Annotated in this window: 16 protein-coding genes; 13 read left to right on the forward strand and 3 right to left on the reverse strand. The window is 47.8% G+C overall.

The window, feature by feature from the left end; genetic code table 11:
• The first annotated feature begins 50 nt into the window (after positions 1-50).
• From DFR28_RS14010 to DFR28_RS14055, 10 genes are all read left to right on the forward strand, one after another.
• A complete protein-coding gene (locus DFR28_RS14010; RefSeq protein ID WP_147251024.1) occupies positions 51-734 on the forward strand; it encodes a hypothetical protein in 684 nt (227 codons plus the stop codon).
• 64 nt (positions 735-798) lie between these two features.
• Entirely contained in the window at positions 799-1,257 is a 459-nt protein-coding gene (locus DFR28_RS14015) for a hypothetical protein (protein ID WP_113955005.1), read from the forward strand.
• 509 nt (positions 1,258-1,766) lie between these two features.
• Positions 1,767-3,104: an ABC1 kinase family protein gene (locus tag DFR28_RS14020; protein ID WP_113955006.1), complete on the forward strand. Its 1,338-nt coding sequence runs from the start codon at positions 1,767-1,769 to the stop codon at positions 3,102-3,104.
• A gap of 174 nt (positions 3,105-3,278) precedes the next feature.
• Complete coding sequence (locus DFR28_RS14025; protein WP_113955007.1) at positions 3,279-4,139, forward strand: ABC transporter ATP-binding protein; 861 nt, start codon at positions 3,279-3,281, stop codon at positions 4,137-4,139.
• A 15-nt stretch (positions 4,140-4,154) separates the two neighbouring features.
• Positions 4,155-4,919 (forward strand): hypothetical protein, encoded by a 765-nt coding sequence (locus DFR28_RS14030; RefSeq protein WP_113955008.1) that lies wholly within the window; start codon positions 4,155-4,157, stop codon positions 4,917-4,919.
• Between the two features lie 94 nt (positions 4,920-5,013).
• The gene (locus DFR28_RS14035) at positions 5,014-6,375 is read left to right on the forward strand and encodes a lipase/acyltransferase domain-containing protein (protein ID WP_147251025.1); all 1,362 of its coding nucleotides are present in this window, start codon (positions 5,014-5,016) and stop codon (positions 6,373-6,375) included.
• Between the two features lie 29 nt (positions 6,376-6,404).
• Positions 6,405-7,520, forward strand: a complete 1,116-nt coding sequence (locus DFR28_RS14040; protein WP_113955010.1) for a chymotrypsin family serine protease — start codon at positions 6,405-6,407, stop codon at positions 7,518-7,520.
• Positions 7,517-8,002 carry a SixA phosphatase family protein gene (locus DFR28_RS14045; RefSeq protein ID WP_113955011.1) on the forward strand — a complete coding sequence of 162 codons (486 nt, stop codon included), beginning with the start codon at positions 7,517-7,519 and terminating at the stop codon, positions 8,000-8,002. Before DFR28_RS14040 ends, DFR28_RS14045 begins: the two co-directional genes overlap by 4 nt.
• Positions 8,003-8,045: 43 nt before the next feature.
• Positions 8,046-8,936, forward strand: a complete 891-nt coding sequence (locus tag DFR28_RS14050; protein WP_113955012.1) for a TraB/GumN family protein — start codon at positions 8,046-8,048, stop codon at positions 8,934-8,936.
• On the forward strand, positions 8,914-9,375 hold the full coding sequence (locus DFR28_RS14055) for a glutaredoxin family protein (protein ID WP_113955013.1): 462 nt from the start codon (positions 8,914-8,916) through the stop codon (positions 9,373-9,375). Before DFR28_RS14050 ends, DFR28_RS14055 begins: the two co-directional genes overlap by 23 nt.
• Positions 9,376-9,402: 27 nt before the next feature.
• Here the strand turns inward: DFR28_RS14055 and DFR28_RS14060 are convergent, their stop codons facing one another.
• Entirely contained in the window at positions 9,403-10,164 is a 762-nt protein-coding gene (locus DFR28_RS14060; protein ID WP_113955014.1) for an ABC transporter permease, read from the reverse strand.
• Positions 10,161-11,108, reverse strand: a complete 948-nt coding sequence (locus tag DFR28_RS14065; protein WP_113955015.1) for an ABC transporter ATP-binding protein — start codon at positions 11,106-11,108, stop codon at positions 10,161-10,163. The genes DFR28_RS14060 and DFR28_RS14065 overlap by 4 nt, the downstream gene beginning before the upstream one ends.
• Before the next feature lie 114 nt (positions 11,109-11,222).
• Here DFR28_RS14065 and DFR28_RS14070 point away from each other — a divergent pair, with 114 nt between their 5' ends.
• The 3 genes from DFR28_RS14070 to DFR28_RS14080 are packed head-to-tail and all read left to right on the forward strand — an operon-like array spanning position 11,223 to position 14,354.
• Positions 11,223-11,963, forward strand: coding sequence for a glutathione S-transferase family protein (locus DFR28_RS14070; protein WP_113955016.1), 741 nt, complete (start codon positions 11,223-11,225; stop codon positions 11,961-11,963).
• Between the two features lie 35 nt (positions 11,964-11,998).
• A complete protein-coding gene (locus tag DFR28_RS14075; RefSeq protein ID WP_113955017.1) occupies positions 11,999-13,192 on the forward strand; it encodes a BaiN/RdsA family NAD(P)/FAD-dependent oxidoreductase in 1,194 nt (397 codons plus the stop codon).
• 10 nt (positions 13,193-13,202) lie between these two features.
• Complete coding sequence (locus DFR28_RS14080; protein WP_170132110.1) at positions 13,203-14,354, forward strand: aromatic ring-hydroxylating oxygenase subunit alpha; 1,152 nt, start codon at positions 13,203-13,205, stop codon at positions 14,352-14,354.
• A 50-nt stretch (positions 14,355-14,404) separates the two neighbouring features.
• On the opposite strand, the gene DFR28_RS14085 is transcribed toward DFR28_RS14080, so the two are convergent.
• A complete protein-coding gene (locus tag DFR28_RS14085) occupies positions 14,405-14,953 on the reverse strand; it encodes a Smr/MutS family protein (RefSeq protein ID WP_113955019.1) in 549 nt (182 codons plus the stop codon).
• Between the last annotated feature and the right edge of the window lie 12 nt (positions 14,954-14,965).

The raw sequence follows: 14,965 nt of genomic DNA on the forward strand, positions 1-14,965 counted from the left end.
ATAGAGAACAGAGTGCACCATCGTTTTAAAGGTGACTCATGGAAATGACAATGGAAAATCTCGAGCAGATTATTAAGCAATATGTGCTTGGCCAGCTTGATGAGCAGGATGCTGAGGCGTTTGAGGAGTACTTTCTTGCGCGGCCAGAGATAGCTGAGCAAATAGAGGCCGTACAACAATTGCATTTAGGTCTTGGGGTCGTGGAGTCTGAGCTATCGGATAGTGATGATTACCAATTGACGAATGAGTCTGCTGTTGGCAAGGCCGATTTCGAGGTTCCGGCACACACTCTATCGGCTATGTTTTCACGTTACATGGTCGGTCCGGCTCAGTCGATGACCATGGCGGCTATGCTGCTTATTTTGGCACCACTAGCGCTGACCTCTATGCAGCATTCGGCAGACCCGGTATCAGCACAATTGATTCGTCTTGATTCGGCGACGGTTCGTAGCTCGGTGCCACAGTCTAGTATCTCTTTACCGAGCGATGGCGGATATGCCGCGGTCATGGTGCGTGTGCGTGATGTTGAGTTCCCTGAGTATCGTTTACAAGTACAAGGAGCTACCGAGTGGCGGAGCGAACCATTTGAATTTAGTAGCGGATCGCGAGACCACTTAGTGTTGATACCTCCAAGTATTGCCGCAGGGAATGTAAAAGTAACCTTGTTGGCGACAACGGTCGATGGTCAAGAGCGCGCCGTGCCATTTTGTAACTATACCGAAGCTTGTATGTAAGCACGGTAGCTCGACTAATTTGTCCAACAATCAACTCAATTAACCAGCTATACAGAGGAACTTGATGAATATTAAAGCAGCCTTCTTGGCCGAAATAAAAAAACACACTTGGTCGGTGTGCACGATAGAAAAAGGGCGGTCTTATCAGGTCGGAGATAATTTTTCGGTTGTCGGTGACGAAGGAACGATAAGCAAAGTTGTGGTGGTTTCAAACGGGGGCAAGGATGAACAAGTAATGTTGCCGATTAAAGGTAGCTTGGAGGTAGAGGCGACCGATAATAGCGAGCTTACTTTTGGCTTTAAGTACAAATCAGACAAAGGTGCCGTAAAACAGTTTTTTATGCGCTTTCATTTTTTCTGCAATGACCCCGCCGTGTTTAGATTTAGCAGTAACCCATTCACTAAGGGCGAATGCGAATGTAACTGTAACTGCTGTTGTTGCGGCGGCGTCAAAACGCAATATGTTTTGTACTCAACCTATGATGATGGCGATCGCGGTACCGGTGGTCCACACGCACACTAATTTTCTAAACCATGTTGTTTAAAAAGCCGAGTTAATTAACTCGGTTTTTTTTGTTTTTAGCTGGGAGAAAATGCAGCTGGCGGACACTACCTTTAGGCGACACCAAGACCGAGCTAGAACTATCCGGTTTTGAGTTAAGGGGCTCGTTAAGATACGCATAATGAGCTTTAGCTGAATTGTAGGTCACTTATGAAATCATGCTGCAAGTGATGTACGGACAGCGTTTGACTGGGTCGCTAGCTACTTAAAATAGGTTGCTAGTCGCTTACCAGCGGCAACCCATACGGGCTTTTTGAGTCGGAGCCTAAAAGGAAAGGACAAGTTCACTCAGGGATGAGACCTCTTTTTCCACTAATCGTTACGATCAAGTGACACACACTGATCGCCGACAACGACGCGACATGGCTAAGTATCTGCGTCAATATTCAAAATTTTCACGTTGATCATCTAATTATCGGTTTCAAACGCTACAATAAGCGTATTGAATCTTATGGTTGTTGCTGTACGGCATGAAGAAAATTAAGCAAGGTGGTATTCGGCGGCGTCTGGCGGTTGGCGTGGCTGGAGCACGTGGTGGGCTGGGTCTGTTATCTGCGCGTGCTACGGGGTTGTTATTGCCACATGATCAACAACACGCTCACAACGAACAAGCTCTGACGCGCGAAGCGCACCGTTTTGTCAAGCAGTTGGGGCAGTTGAAAGGCGCATACGTGAAGATCGGTCAAATGTTGGCTTTGTACGGTGAACATCTGCTGCCCCGTCCAGTAACGGATGCACTGCACACATTAGAAGCTCAGACGACCCCATTAGACTGGACCGCCATTGAACCCGTGCTGGATGCTCGTTTCGATCGCTTTGACATCGAACAGAAGCCGTTGGCCGCGGCCTCGCTGGCGCAAGTTCATCGTGCCAGTGATCGTGATGACACGACGAAGTCCTTATGCCTGAAAATTCAATACCCCGGTATTGGTGGCGCTATTGACGACGATTTTCGTAATGTGATGCAAATGTTGAAGTTGACTCGCTGGATTGAATCAGGCCGCCAGCTCGAATCATTAACCAATGAATTGAAAACACATTTAATGCGTGAGGTCGATTATCACTATGAATTAGATACCGCTCAGACAGTTGCATCGCTATTGCATGACGATCAGCGTTTTGTGGTGCCAAATTACTATCCACAGTGGAGCTCGAAGAATATCCTTACCATGGACTATTTGGATGGTGTGGATGTGTGCGATCCAAGTGTGCAGGCTTTGAGTCAGGCGCGGCGCAACCGTTTGGCACGAATGATGCTTGAGTTATTTTTTAAGGAAGCCTTCGATTGGCGCTTAATGCAGACTGATCCGAACTTTGGTAATTATCGAATAGTTATCGACCCAGACGGTGAGAATGACCAGCTTGCATTGCTTGATTTTGGTGCGGTTCAGCACTTGTCTGAAACGTTTTCAAATGCACTTAGGAAGACTATCCTTGCCGCTCACGAATTTGATGATGATACGACTATTGACGGCTTGATCGAGCTAAATTGCTTGCGGCAATCAGACAGCGTTAAAGTAAAGCAGTCGTTTGCACAATTTTGTAGCTATATATTAGAGCCCTTTGCGGTTAACTCTGAAGCTTGGCCGAAGTATGCGACGGGGGCTAATGATGCCTACCTCTGGCAACACTCTAAGTTGTTACGCCGTGCTGGTAAACTGGGTAGCGAAGGTATGTTGATCAAGGGTTTCGTGATTCCGCCGTCAGAATTTATGTTAATGGTGCGTAAGTTGACAGGAGTATTCACTTTTGTTGCTGCGCTGGATGCCAAAATGAATTCGTCAGATCTACTTGCTCACTACGCTTAATCGATTGCTCGTCTGACTGTTGGGGCATGTGCGCTGACTGATTGTGGTCGGGTTAGCAACGCCCATGGGGCGGCAGAGATTCTATTTGTTGTCGCTGGCCGCACAGTCTAGAATGGAGTGACAACGGAGCGGGCGTAGTGGAATACGTTATCGATAACTCGACTGAGAACATATATGCAACAAGATGCAAATCAAGCACTCATCAAGATCGCAGGGCTGTCCAAATATTACGGCAGTAAAGCGGCACTGAAGAGTGTTGACTTAACTGTCGGTCGAGGCGAAATTGTCGGTCTAATTGGCCCGAATGGTGCTGGTAAATCAACTCTGCTGAAAGCGATCATGGGGCTGATTAAATACTCAGGCAGCCTAACTGTTTTTGGTCAGGAGCCGATGAAAAATCGCACTAAGATGCTGGAGAGCATGAGCTATATTGCCGATGTTGCTTCATTGCCTGGGTGGATGAAGGTCAGCGATATGTTGTCATTTGTGGCCGATACTCATCCGAAATTTTCCCGTTCCCGAGCCGACGAGCTGTTGCGTGATACGCCAATTCGCCAGCAAGATCGGATTGATACCTTATCCAAAGGTATGAAGACAAGGCTGCATCTAATCGCGATATTGGCGATTGAAACAGAACTGCTGGTGCTCGATGAACCAACCCTGGGGCTCGATGTATTAGTGCGACGAGACTTTCAAGACCGTCTGGTACAGGATTATTACAACCGCCAGCGCTCTATCTTGGTAACGACTCATCAGGTTGATGAGATTGAGAGCATTTTAACCCGAGTGGTTTTTATCAAAGAGGGTTCAATCACCTTAGATATTCAAATGGACGAGTTGAAAACTCGCTATTGCAAGGTGGTTAGCGAGAGTCCCATGAACTTCGCCGGGTTGCCAAATCAAGCTATCTACCAGCGTAACTTACCGAGTAAGGTTGAGGCCATTTTCATGGATGCTGATCGTGAGTTGTTGAGCGCACACGGGGATGTGCTTACCCCGAGCTTAGAAGATCTTTTTGTCGCCACCAATAGTTAAAGACGGACTAGTCCTATGATGATACATAAATTACCTGCCTTGCTTAAGCGTGAGGTTTTAGAGCACCGTAATCTGTGGCGCGTGCCGATCATATTGATAGGGTTCGCTTTATTGATTCGCTTGTCGTGGGGATTTGGCAATCTTGCACCTGATTTTGAGGTGCCGACATGGCTGCAATCGGACCCCGCTATTGATGGCATTATCGACGGCGTGGTGATGCAGGCATTGGATTCAATGAACTACATCGTGATGATGGTTCTGTTTGTGGTAGCCATTTTCTATACTTTGTCGAGCCTCTTTAACGAGCGTCAAGATCAGAGCATTCTGTTCTGGCGTTCACTGCCGATTTCAGATGGACTTACCGTTACCTCTAAGCTGTTTATTGGCCTCGTGTTAATTCCGCTATTTATCATTGCGACGCAAGCCGTGGTGTCAGTGATATTCTTAGATAGTCAGGCACCGCAATATTTGTCCTCTTACTACGGACGCACTCTCGGGGGGCTATTTAAGACCTTACTATGGTCGATGTTACCGACTATTTGTTGGTGTATGTTGTGCTCTGAAATTGCCAAGAAAAATCCGTTTTTATTGGCTTTTATTGCGCCGCTGCTATTAGTGATGGTGGATAAATTGTTTTTAAATGGCGTGGTCAGTAACACCTTGGTTGTGAATCGACTCTGGGGTATTGATGAGCACTCGCTGCAACCATTGGTTTGGGGCTTAATATTTAGCGTTGTGTGTGTCGCAACAGCCATCGTTAAACGGAGTCAGCGTTTCTAGTGTGAGGCACTGAATTTACAGAGTCGCGTCGGTGCGTGGCTCGAAACCTGATAAATTATTACTGTTTGGTTCCCACGTTATACGGAGGTGTGTGGTGAAATGTTTAGTATTTGTACCTGGGATTATGGGCTCAGAGCTTCGTAATACTCAAACCGGTGAACGGGTCTGGCCGCCCACAATCGGTCAGATTTTGCGTAAGAATCTATCGACTGAGGCAATATCCGACGAGAACTTGCAAGCGATTGCACCGATTAGTTCGATTGCGCGGTTTTATCCGGTATATCGTAGTTTATTGTCAGATATAGATCGGTGTGGATATGATACGACTGGCAGTCAAGGCAAGTGGTTTATCCCATTCGCTTATGATTGGCGTTTAGCCAATGAGGTCACGGCTGCGGCCTTGTCGGACACGCTTAACCAGTCCCCGTCGTTTGATGAAATTGTGTTGCTTGGTCATTCTATGGGCGGGCTTGTATTGCGTTACTTGCTGGAAAGTGGTGAGTTTAATCAGCAAGCCTGGTTCGGTAAAGTCACGCAGTTGATTACGCTGGGGACACCGCACCATGGTGCGGCCGCGGCGTTAAAGCAGGTGACTGGCCTATCGGACAATACCGCTATGACAAAGGATAGCGTCAAACAATTCGTCGATGATCCGCGTTATCCGTCGGCTTATCAATTAGTCTCGCCAAACGGAACGGCACTCACTCAGACTGCGGGTTTACGTAATAAGTTACCGCGCTCGGTCGATCCATTTAGTGCGGATATTGTGCATAAATACAACCTATCTAAGTCCAACATGCAAGCTGCGCGATGGTTCTGGTCGAAGCTCGACGTGGCACGTCGGCCATCGACAGTTGATTACTATTCGTTTGTCGGGAGCGCGCATAAAACGTTGCACCGACTCGACTGGACTGGGCGTGATCTGCGCGATACTCAAGCTGTCGATAGTGGCGATGGTACAGTACCTATTTCCAGTTCGGTGGATATAGCGATACCGCATAGTTTCTCACGCAAAAACCACGTCAGTATTTTCACTGATCGGCAACTTCGTTTTGAGCTATACAGAATGTTAGGTGCGCCGTCGAAAGTTGAACCTCAATCCGCCGATTTATTGACGTCAGTTGGTGCGCCTGGTGCTATGGGCCTGAGTACTGATCGTAGTGAATACCAGGTGCGAGATACCATGGAAATTAGTATTTCGTTTACCGAGCCACGACACCAGCCACATTGCACATTGCAAATTATGCAGCTTGACGCCGATTCCCACGATGGCTTAGCGACTAGTGCCGCAACCGAACCCTTCAGAGTAAACTTCGAACAAGCGGAGATCGATTATGTTTGTTTCAAAATGTCTTTGGAGCTGGCGCCAGGAGTGTATGAGTTGGTATGTGCTGGAGACATTGATGACCCTCAGCGGACTATCTTTATGGTGTCTGAATTTAGCGAGTCAGAGTAGATGCTGCGCGCTGCAATAAGGAGAAAGTAATGATGGTGACGAGTACTGAAATCGTCCATAGCTTATACGCCTGGGCGATGCGTCACGCGGTGTTGGCGGATTCGGCGATGCGCGACGCCATAGGGGGGGGAGCGAACCCTGATTTGATCCCATTTGATATTGAGCATGCGGGGTACTTTAAAACTCGCAAAATCGTTAAGGTGTCGTCGACGCGTAGAGCGTCAGTGGAGACTATTAGCATGGCAACGCGTTTGCCGATTGCACGTCGTAAACGAGAGACCCTAATTAGGCTGTTTGCTAACCAGTTTGCGGCACAAGGCTTGGTGCTCGATATTGTGGTGCTCCGGCCATTCAAGATAGATCAGCATGTTCAAGGTACGTTTAAGCCAGTTTATTGGCATAACGAACGGATTGCTTGTGGGTCATCGTTAGGTCTAGGTAATCAACGTAATGCCGGAACTTTGACCGCTTTGGCATTAAACGCAGACGATAAACTGGTTGGTATTTCTTGTAATCACGTGACTGGCGGTTGTAATACCGCCAGTGTCGGCACACCGATAGTGGTGCCAGGTATTCAAGATGTTAGCCCTGATCATCACGAGATTAGCGTGATAGGGCTGCACGATGCCACCGCTGCGATGAGTCAGGGCTTGCCGCAAGTGTTTGATATTTCTAACAATTCTGACGTAGCGTTTTTTGAGATAATTGCGCCAAAGTTGATCACATCAATGCAAGGCTACGGCGACACAGCATATGACACTCCAACTGCCTTCGCTCGCATCACCGAGGGACTCAAGGTTAAGAAGTGGGGGCGTTCTAGTGAGTTAACCTACGGAGAAGTGTCGCGTCTCGTACAAGAACCTGAATCAGTTGAGTATAATGTGGTCAGCTATTATGGCCCCACAAGCTCACAAATATTCAAAGGCAGCGTATATTTTAATTCGTTAATTGAAGTTGAATCGATCGGCATAGATCCTTTTTCGGCCGGCGGTGACTCTGGCGCATTGGTCGTGAGTGATGACGGTAAGGTGGAGAAAATAGTGGGAATTTTGATCGGAGGTAATACTAACAAAAGTTATGTGCTACCGTTAAAAGACGTGCTCAAGCGGCACAACATGCGCCTGCTCGGAGGCTACAATTTGTGAAAACCCTATTTTTAATTCGACATGCAAAGTCTAGTTGGCAAGACCAGGATTTGGATGATCATGAGCGCCCGCTGAATAAGCGAGGTGAGCGCGATAGCCTAACCATGGCACGCTACTTAGCTGAGCGAGATGAGTCGATCGAAGTGATTTACAGTAGTACCGCGATTAGAGCACTCGATTTTGCTCAAAACTTGAGTGACTTCACTGGCGTAACACTAATGCCAGACCTGACTTTTTACACCTTTGATGTCGACGAACTGCATGAAATACTGAAGCATTTACCTGAGCATGTAACGAATGTTGCGGTGGTCGGACATAACCCGGCCATCACCGAAGCGGTGAATAGATTGGCCGCGCAAGGTTACGACAATGTGCCTACTGCTGGAATCGTAAAAATGGAATGCGACATCGAAGACTGGTCGCAGTTATATGCAGGTTGCGCAGAGCTGCAATATTTTGTCTCGCCGAAAATGCTAGCCTAATTAGCGTGATCGATTTATTTTCTTTAAACCGTAATTGAGCAATATGTTTACTAAAGCAAAGTTTGTAACAGTGTCATTTGTGTTGTTGTCGTTAATGCTGGCAGTAATGCCAACAGCCGACGCTAAATCGCCGGTATGGAAGGTGAGCAAAGATGGCTATGTATTGTACTTGGGGGGAACTATTCACTTGCTCTCAGCCAGCGACTACCCTTTGCCTGAAGCTTTTGAGATCGCTTACGAGAATGCGGATACGCTTTGGTTTGAAACCGATATCGCAGCGATTAACTCGCTCGATACGCAGGCTCAGTTTTTGCAAGTGATGATGTATCAGGACGGTAGCACTTTATCGCAAGTGTTGAATCGCGACACGCATAAAAAATTAAGTGACTTTTTGGCTGAACGTGAACTGCCTATAGCCGCTTTTGAGACCGTTTCACCAGCCGGGTTAATGTCGACGTTAATGGCCATTGAGCTTACCAAGTTAGGGCTAATTGATCAGTCAGCAGGAGTCGATCTACATTTTGATCAGCGAGCGCAAAAAGATCAAAAATTGAAACAATCTCTCGAATCTGTTTCAGAGCAGCTAGCGTTTTTGCAGAATATCAATGAATTAGAGCCGAACCATTTTATTGCAACGTTTATCGATGAGCTTGCAGAGCTTCCGCAAGTCTGGCAGAGCTTATTGAGTGCGTGGCGAGACGGGAATCTTGAGCAGCTTGCGGCCGTTGGCATTGAGCCAATGAAAGCAGATTATCCTAGCCTTTACGAAGTGTTGCTGGTGCAACGAAACAACAATTGGATCGACGACATTGAGAAGATGCTTGTTACCCAAGACGTTGAGTTTGTGTTGGTAGGTGCCTTACATATGGCTGGAGAAACTGGCTTGCTCAAACAGTTGCGGAGCGCAGGTTATGAAGTTGAACAACTCGATTAGCAGTAATCGCGGTATTTTTCGGTGCGCTATGTTGGTTTGCGCGCTAATGCTCGTTGGTTATGGTAGTTCTATTAGCTCCCTGAGTTATGCGGCCGAGATCAAGAAATGGGTTGATGAAAACGGTAAAACACACTACGGCGAGCAAGCCCCAGCCGCGGTTGCGGTTGATCGTGTCGATGTTACGGTGAATGTTGTCGAGGCGGCAGCGGTGGACTCGGTGGTGCTATATAGCACATCGTGGTGTGGCTACTGCAAGCAGGCCCGCCGCTACTTGGCAGCAAATGGTATTGCTTACCGCGAGTATGACATTGAGCGAAACTTGGTCGCCAAACGGCAACACCAACTGGCCGGCGGTCGAGGCGTGCCGTTATTGGTTCGCGGTGATCAAACGATAAGCGGGTTTTCGCAATCTAATTACGACCGTTTTTTCGCACAGTGACAATGCGCTGGTCTAGCTGAGTAATTGTTACTCTTTGAGTTTGTAGCCAGTTTTAAAGATCCACGACACCACAATCAGGCAGACCGCAAGGAACACCATGATCATGGATAGACTGGTCCACACATTAACGTCGGATACCTCAAAGAAACTCCATCGAAAGCCGCTGACTAGATACACCACAGGGTTAAACAATGACACGGTTTGCCAAAAGGGAGGCAGCATGTCAATTGAATAGAAACTGCCGCCCAAAAATACTAGTGGTGTGATCACCAGTATTGGAATGATTTGCAGCTTTTCAAAACTGTCAGCCCAGAGCCCAATGATAAAGCCGAAAAGGCTAAACGAAATGCAAGTCAGCACTAGGAAAGTCAGCATCCAGAATGGGTGCTCGATGCGTAAATCAACGAATAAGCTGGCGGTAATTAGAATGATAACGCCAATTGCAAACGATTTTGTCGCGGCAGCGCCGACATACCCGATTAGTGCTTCAAAAAACGATAAAGGCGCCGACAATACTTCATATATGGTGCCATTGAACTTTGGAAAATAGATGCCAAAGCTTGCGTTAGAAACGCTTTGCGTCAGAATCGTCAACATCGTAAGTCCGGGCACAATAAATAAACCGTACGGCACACCGTCGACGGTTTGAATGCGCGAGCCGATAGCCGAGCCAAACACAATAAAGTACAGCGAAGTGGAGATTACTGGCGATGCCAAGGTTTGGAACAAAGTATTAATCGCGCGAAGCATCTCAGCGCGGTAAATCACACGGATGGCTGAAAAATTCATGCTGCGGTCTCCGCTATTGGTTCGTCTTGGTGTACTAAATTAACAAAAATATCTTCCAGTGAACTTTGCGTGGTGCGCACATCTTTGAGTGACATGCCGGCTTCGTTCAAAAGCAGCATTAGCTTGGTGATGCCGGTAGCGTCGGCAGTGGCGTCGTAAGTGTAGGTAAGCACATTGCCGTTGTCAGACAGGCTTACGTCGTAGTCGTTTAACGAGTCTGGCAGTCCATCTTGGGCTTGTTTAAATTCGACTACCAATTGCTTTTTGCCAAGTTTTTGCATGAGTTGCGTTTTTTCCTCAACGAGCAAAATTTCGCCACGTCGTATTACCGCCACACGGTCAGCGACTTCTTCGGCTTCTTCGATATAGTGTGTGGTTAAGATTATGGTGACTCCGGAGTCTCTTAAGCGGTTCACAATTTTCCACATATCTTTGCGCAGCTCGACATCGACCCCCGCAGTGGGTTCGTCGAGAAATAAAATGCGAGGTGCATGAGAGAGCGCCTTAGCGATTAGTACGCGACGTTTCATTCCACCAGACAGCATTCTTAATTGATTATCGCGCTTGTCGTACAGCGAAAGCTCTTTCAATATGCCATTAATATATTCTGGGTCGGGTTTGAGGCCGAAGAGTCCGCGCGTAAAACTCACGGTGTTAAATACCGTTTCAAACGCACCAAGTGTCAGTTCTTGTGGCACTAGCCCGATCAGCTGGCGTGCTGCACGATATTCCTTAACATTGTCATGGCCATCGACCAATACTTGCCCTGATGATGCGGACACAATGCCGGTGATGGTGGAGATTAGCGTGGTCTTACCAGCTCCGTTCGGACCTAGTAAGGCAAGTATCTCGCCACGGTGAATGTCTAAGTCGATTTTATTTAGCGCTGCGAATCCATTGTCGTAGACCTTGGAGAGCGCTTTAATTGATATAATGGGATCCATTGCGCGATTCTACGATGATTTACGGTTAGAAGGTACCGCTTAGATTGGGTTATCTTAGTCAAACCGTGCAGTTCAACTTTACTATTTAGAAATGATGCAACACTTCGAGGCTGTATGAGCAATAGGACTCTCTATATTTTTTCAATTTCGCATTATTGTGAGAAAGCGCGGTGGGCTATGGACTATCTTGGATTAGATTACGATGTTCAGCCGTTGATGCCTGGCAAACATAGTGTTGTCGCTAAGTCATTGGGCTTGGCGCGTGGGTCAATGCCTTTTTTGCGATTGCCGGAGCAGGTCATACAAGGTTCCGATAAAATCGTTGACTGGGCTGACTCGGTGACGAGTAGCGGGCGCTCATTGCAAAGTGACGCGCAGCTTGCATGCGACATTGAGCAGCGTTTAGATGACTTAGTTGGTGTGCATGTGCGCCGCCATTATTACTCCGAGGCTTTAGTTGAACATCCGAGCATTGTGTTGCCGGTTTTTTTGCGTGGACTGAGTTGGCTCGACAAAATTAAACTGCGCATGGCGTGGCCGATGATTTGCAAACGAATGATTAAATTAATGGATTTAGGTTCTAAGCAGGGTCAGGAATCACTTGAAATCGTACAACGCGAGCTTGATTGGTTAGACGGCTTATTATCTGATGGGCGTCAATTTTTAGCTGGTGGTAGTGAGCTGTCGCGCGCAGATATTACCGCAGCGAGTTTGCTAGCGCCCTATGTGTTACCACCTGAGCATAGCCAAAGCATGTATGTAAAGCTGCCGCCACGTTTGGCTCAAACCGCAGATCAATGGCGCTCTCGACCCATCATGCAAAAGGTGCTGTCATTCTATGCGCAGTTTCGCTAGCGTTGCTGTTGTGTATCAAGGTGACGGTTTAAATTATGCGTGACAGTCATGTCGATGTCGTTGTGTTGGGCGGTGGCGCCGCTGGCCTGTTTGCCGCGGCGACGGCCGCTCAGCGAGGGCGGCGAGTGTTACTGCTTGAGGCTAGCAATAAGCTGGGAAAGAAAATCTTAATGTCTGGTGGTGGTCGTTGCAATTTTACAAACCTTGAAGTTAATGCAGATAATTTTATTTGTCCGAATCCGCATTTTGTGAAATCTGCGTTAAAACAGTACACCAACTGGGATTTCATTGCGCTGGTCTCCAAGAGTGGCATTGACTATCACGAGAAAGGGCACGGTCAACTGTTTGCTGATCACTCCGCTAAAGATATTTTGGCTATGTTGGTTGGTGAATGCCAAGCTGCCGGAGTCCAGACTCAATTAAATACCGCGATAGTGGCGTTAACATACGATCAGTGCTACCACCTTCAGACAACCGCGCATACCTTGTCGGCTGACAGTGTTGTCGTTGCGACTGGGGGCTTGTCGATCCCCACGCTGGGCGGTGCGACTGGTTTCGGCTATTCGTTGGCGCGGCAATTTGGTTTGACAGTAAATCCCACGATACCATCACTAGTGCCGATGACGCTCACCGGTAAGTGGCATTCCTTTTCAACCGCGTTAGCGGGAGTTTCGTTGCCGGTTGTGGCATCGGTGGCCTCCAAAGGGTTTGCTGAAAGCTTATTGTTTACTCATCGTGGAATCAGCGGCCCAGCGATTTTGCAACTTTCTAACTACTGGGAGTTGGGCGAGTCCATCACGCTTGATTTGCTGCCGTCGGAAGAGGTCGACAGTTTATTGGCCGAGGCCAAGCGCCAGTCGCCTAAAATGATTATCAATACTCTATTGATAGAATATCTGCCCAAGTCATTGGTGCTGGCCATGCAGGAGGTCTGGTGGCCTCATAAGGCCGGCAAAACGCTGCACGAATTTAGCTTTGCTGAATTGAGTGAGATTGCTTTACACATTAATGCGTGGGACTTAACTCCGTCGGGTACCGAGGGCTACCGCACCGCGGAAGTAACGCGCGGTGGTGTTGATGTAGCTAAAATCTCATCTAAAACCATGCAAGTTCAGGGTCATCCCGGCCTCTTTTTTATTGGTGAAGTGTTAGATGTAACTGGGCATTTGGGCGGATTTAACTTTCAATGGGCCTGGTCTTCGGGTTATGTTGCTGGTCAGAACGCCTAGGAGAAAAATTGTGAACGCGGAATTTTACCAAGCCCAGATTCAAACGCTGTTGTCGATGGTAGACCAGAAAAAAGGTGACGAGGCTGAGTCAGTGCAACGACTGGCGGCGCAAGATTATCGTTGTGAGGAGCGATTAAGCCAAGAAAAAGCATTATTTCGACGTCTGCCTTTGCTGGTGGCGCACGAGTCCGAACTTGCTAATCACGGCGATTATTTAGTGCGAGAAATTGATGGTCGCTCTTGGTTGCTAACGCGCGATGCAGAAGGGCAAGTGCATGCGCTCCTCAACTATTGTCAGCATCGTGGCACCAAGCTGGAACACTCCAAAGCGGGCTGTAAGAAGCGTTTTAGTTGTCCATATCATGCCTGGACTTACGCTCTGGATGGAAGTTTGTTAGCCATTCCACGCGCGGATTTGTTTCCCAAGTTAGACAAGTCAGACAAGGCTCTAAAGCGCGGGCACCTTGAGCAAGCCTTTGGATTCCTGTGGTTAACGCAAGATCAAACTCAGCTTAAATCGGTACGCGAATTCGTTGGTGGTTTAGCGCCGGAGTTGGACGCTTTGGATCTCGGTTCGCATCATGTGTATTTTGACAAAACGAGACCGTTGCAAGCTAACTGGAAGTTTCCAATCTATGCATTCTTGGAGTCTTATCATATTAGTACCTTGCACCGGAACTCAATTGCTGAATTCTTTGTGCAAAACGTGGCGCATAGTGAGCGCTTCGGACCCCATATTCGCTCCTTCGTTCCGCGCAAAAATATTGGAGATTTAAACGGCGCGGATTTGGCTAATGTGACGATGTCAGAGTTTATAACACCGACCAATATTGTGTTTCCAAATGTCTGCATGATCGCGCATCCGACCAGCTACACGGTTATCACTATGTGGCCGGGCGAGAAGCCTGGTAGCAGTCTATGGCGACACATGTTGTTGGTGCCAAATAAGCCGAATAGTGAATCAGAGCGTGCTCATTATGATAAAACCATAGCGGTATTAGATGGCATTACGTATGAAAAAGAGGATTTTTGGGTGTCAGAGCAACTGCAGCAAGGGATTGATGCCGGCGCGATTGACGAGTTGGTATTGGGTACCAACGAATTGATGCTTAAGGTGTTCAGCGACACGATGGACGACTACTTAAACGAGTCGAAACAATAAGGCTAAATAGAGCGATATTGTAGTGACTTACCGCCGTCACTGATGTGGCTTTAACTTGAGTGTATAGGTTTTTGTTTGCCTAGCAGTACGTACACGGCGCCGGTTCCACCGTCGTTTGCTGGCGTTGAGACCACCGCAACCACGTGTTGATTTTTGCTTAACCAGCCAATTAACATGTTTTTCAAAACCGGCATGCGGCCAGCCGAATTGCGACCTTTGCCATGCACTATGCGCACCGCGCTAACTTTGTCGCGAGCACACTCATTAATAAAGCCATGAGTTTGCTGTTTGGCTTCGCTAACGATGAGCCCATGTAAATCCAGCTCATCTTGAATTGCATAGTCGCCGCGCCGTAACTTTTTAAGTAGACGAGTTGAGAAGCCCGCACGCAGAAACTTAAGTTCATCGCCGCTCTCAAAGCTAGCCGTTTCATCGGACTCCTCAAGCAACTCTTGCATGACTCGCTCATCATCCAAGAGTCGTTGTCGAGGAGTGGGGTCGGCCGGTTTGCGGTAAGGTTTGATCTTATCCTGTTTGAGCGGTCGTACGCCTAAGCCAAGCAGGCGACTCATGCTTTCGGGGTCGTCGTGCGATGTCATTGCGCTGTGTGA

The sequence above is a fragment of the Arenicella xantha genome, assembly GCF_003315245.1.
In the GTDB taxonomy this organism is placed as follows: domain Bacteria; phylum Pseudomonadota; class Gammaproteobacteria; order Arenicellales; family Arenicellaceae; genus Arenicella; species Arenicella xantha.

Coding starts and splice junctions, on each gene's coding strand:
- DFR28_RS14010 (WP_147251024.1), top strand. CDS start 51: ATGGAAAATCTCGAGCAGATTATTAAGCAATATGTGCTTGGCCAGCTT.
- DFR28_RS14015 (WP_113955005.1), top strand. CDS start 799: ATGAATATTAAAGCAGCCTTCTTGGCCGAAATAAAAAAACACACTTGG.
- DFR28_RS14020 (WP_113955006.1), top strand. CDS start 1,767: ATGAAGAAAATTAAGCAAGGTGGTATTCGGCGGCGTCTGGCGGTTGGC.
- DFR28_RS14025 (WP_113955007.1), top strand. CDS start 3,279: ATGCAACAAGATGCAAATCAAGCACTCATCAAGATCGCAGGGCTGTCC.
- DFR28_RS14030 (WP_113955008.1), top strand. CDS start 4,155: ATGATGATACATAAATTACCTGCCTTGCTTAAGCGTGAGGTTTTAGAG.
- DFR28_RS14040 (WP_113955010.1), top strand. CDS start 6,405: ATGATGGTGACGAGTACTGAAATCGTCCATAGCTTATACGCCTGGGCG.
- DFR28_RS14050 (WP_113955012.1), top strand. CDS start 8,046: ATGTTTACTAAAGCAAAGTTTGTAACAGTGTCATTTGTGTTGTTGTCG.
- DFR28_RS14055 (WP_113955013.1), top strand. CDS start 8,914: ATGAAGTTGAACAACTCGATTAGCAGTAATCGCGGTATTTTTCGGTGC.
- DFR28_RS14060 (WP_113955014.1), bottom strand. CDS start 10,164: ATGAATTTTTCAGCCATCCGTGTGATTTACCGCGCTGAGATGCTTCGC.
- DFR28_RS14065 (WP_113955015.1), bottom strand. CDS start 11,108: ATGGATCCCATTATATCAATTAAAGCGCTCTCCAAGGTCTACGACAAT.
- DFR28_RS14070 (WP_113955016.1), top strand. CDS start 11,223: ATGAGCAATAGGACTCTCTATATTTTTTCAATTTCGCATTATTGTGAG.
- DFR28_RS14075 (WP_113955017.1), top strand. CDS start 11,999: ATGCGTGACAGTCATGTCGATGTCGTTGTGTTGGGCGGTGGCGCCGCT.
- DFR28_RS14085 (WP_113955019.1), bottom strand. CDS start 14,953: ATGACATCGCACGACGACCCCGAAAGCATGAGTCGCCTGCTTGGCTTA.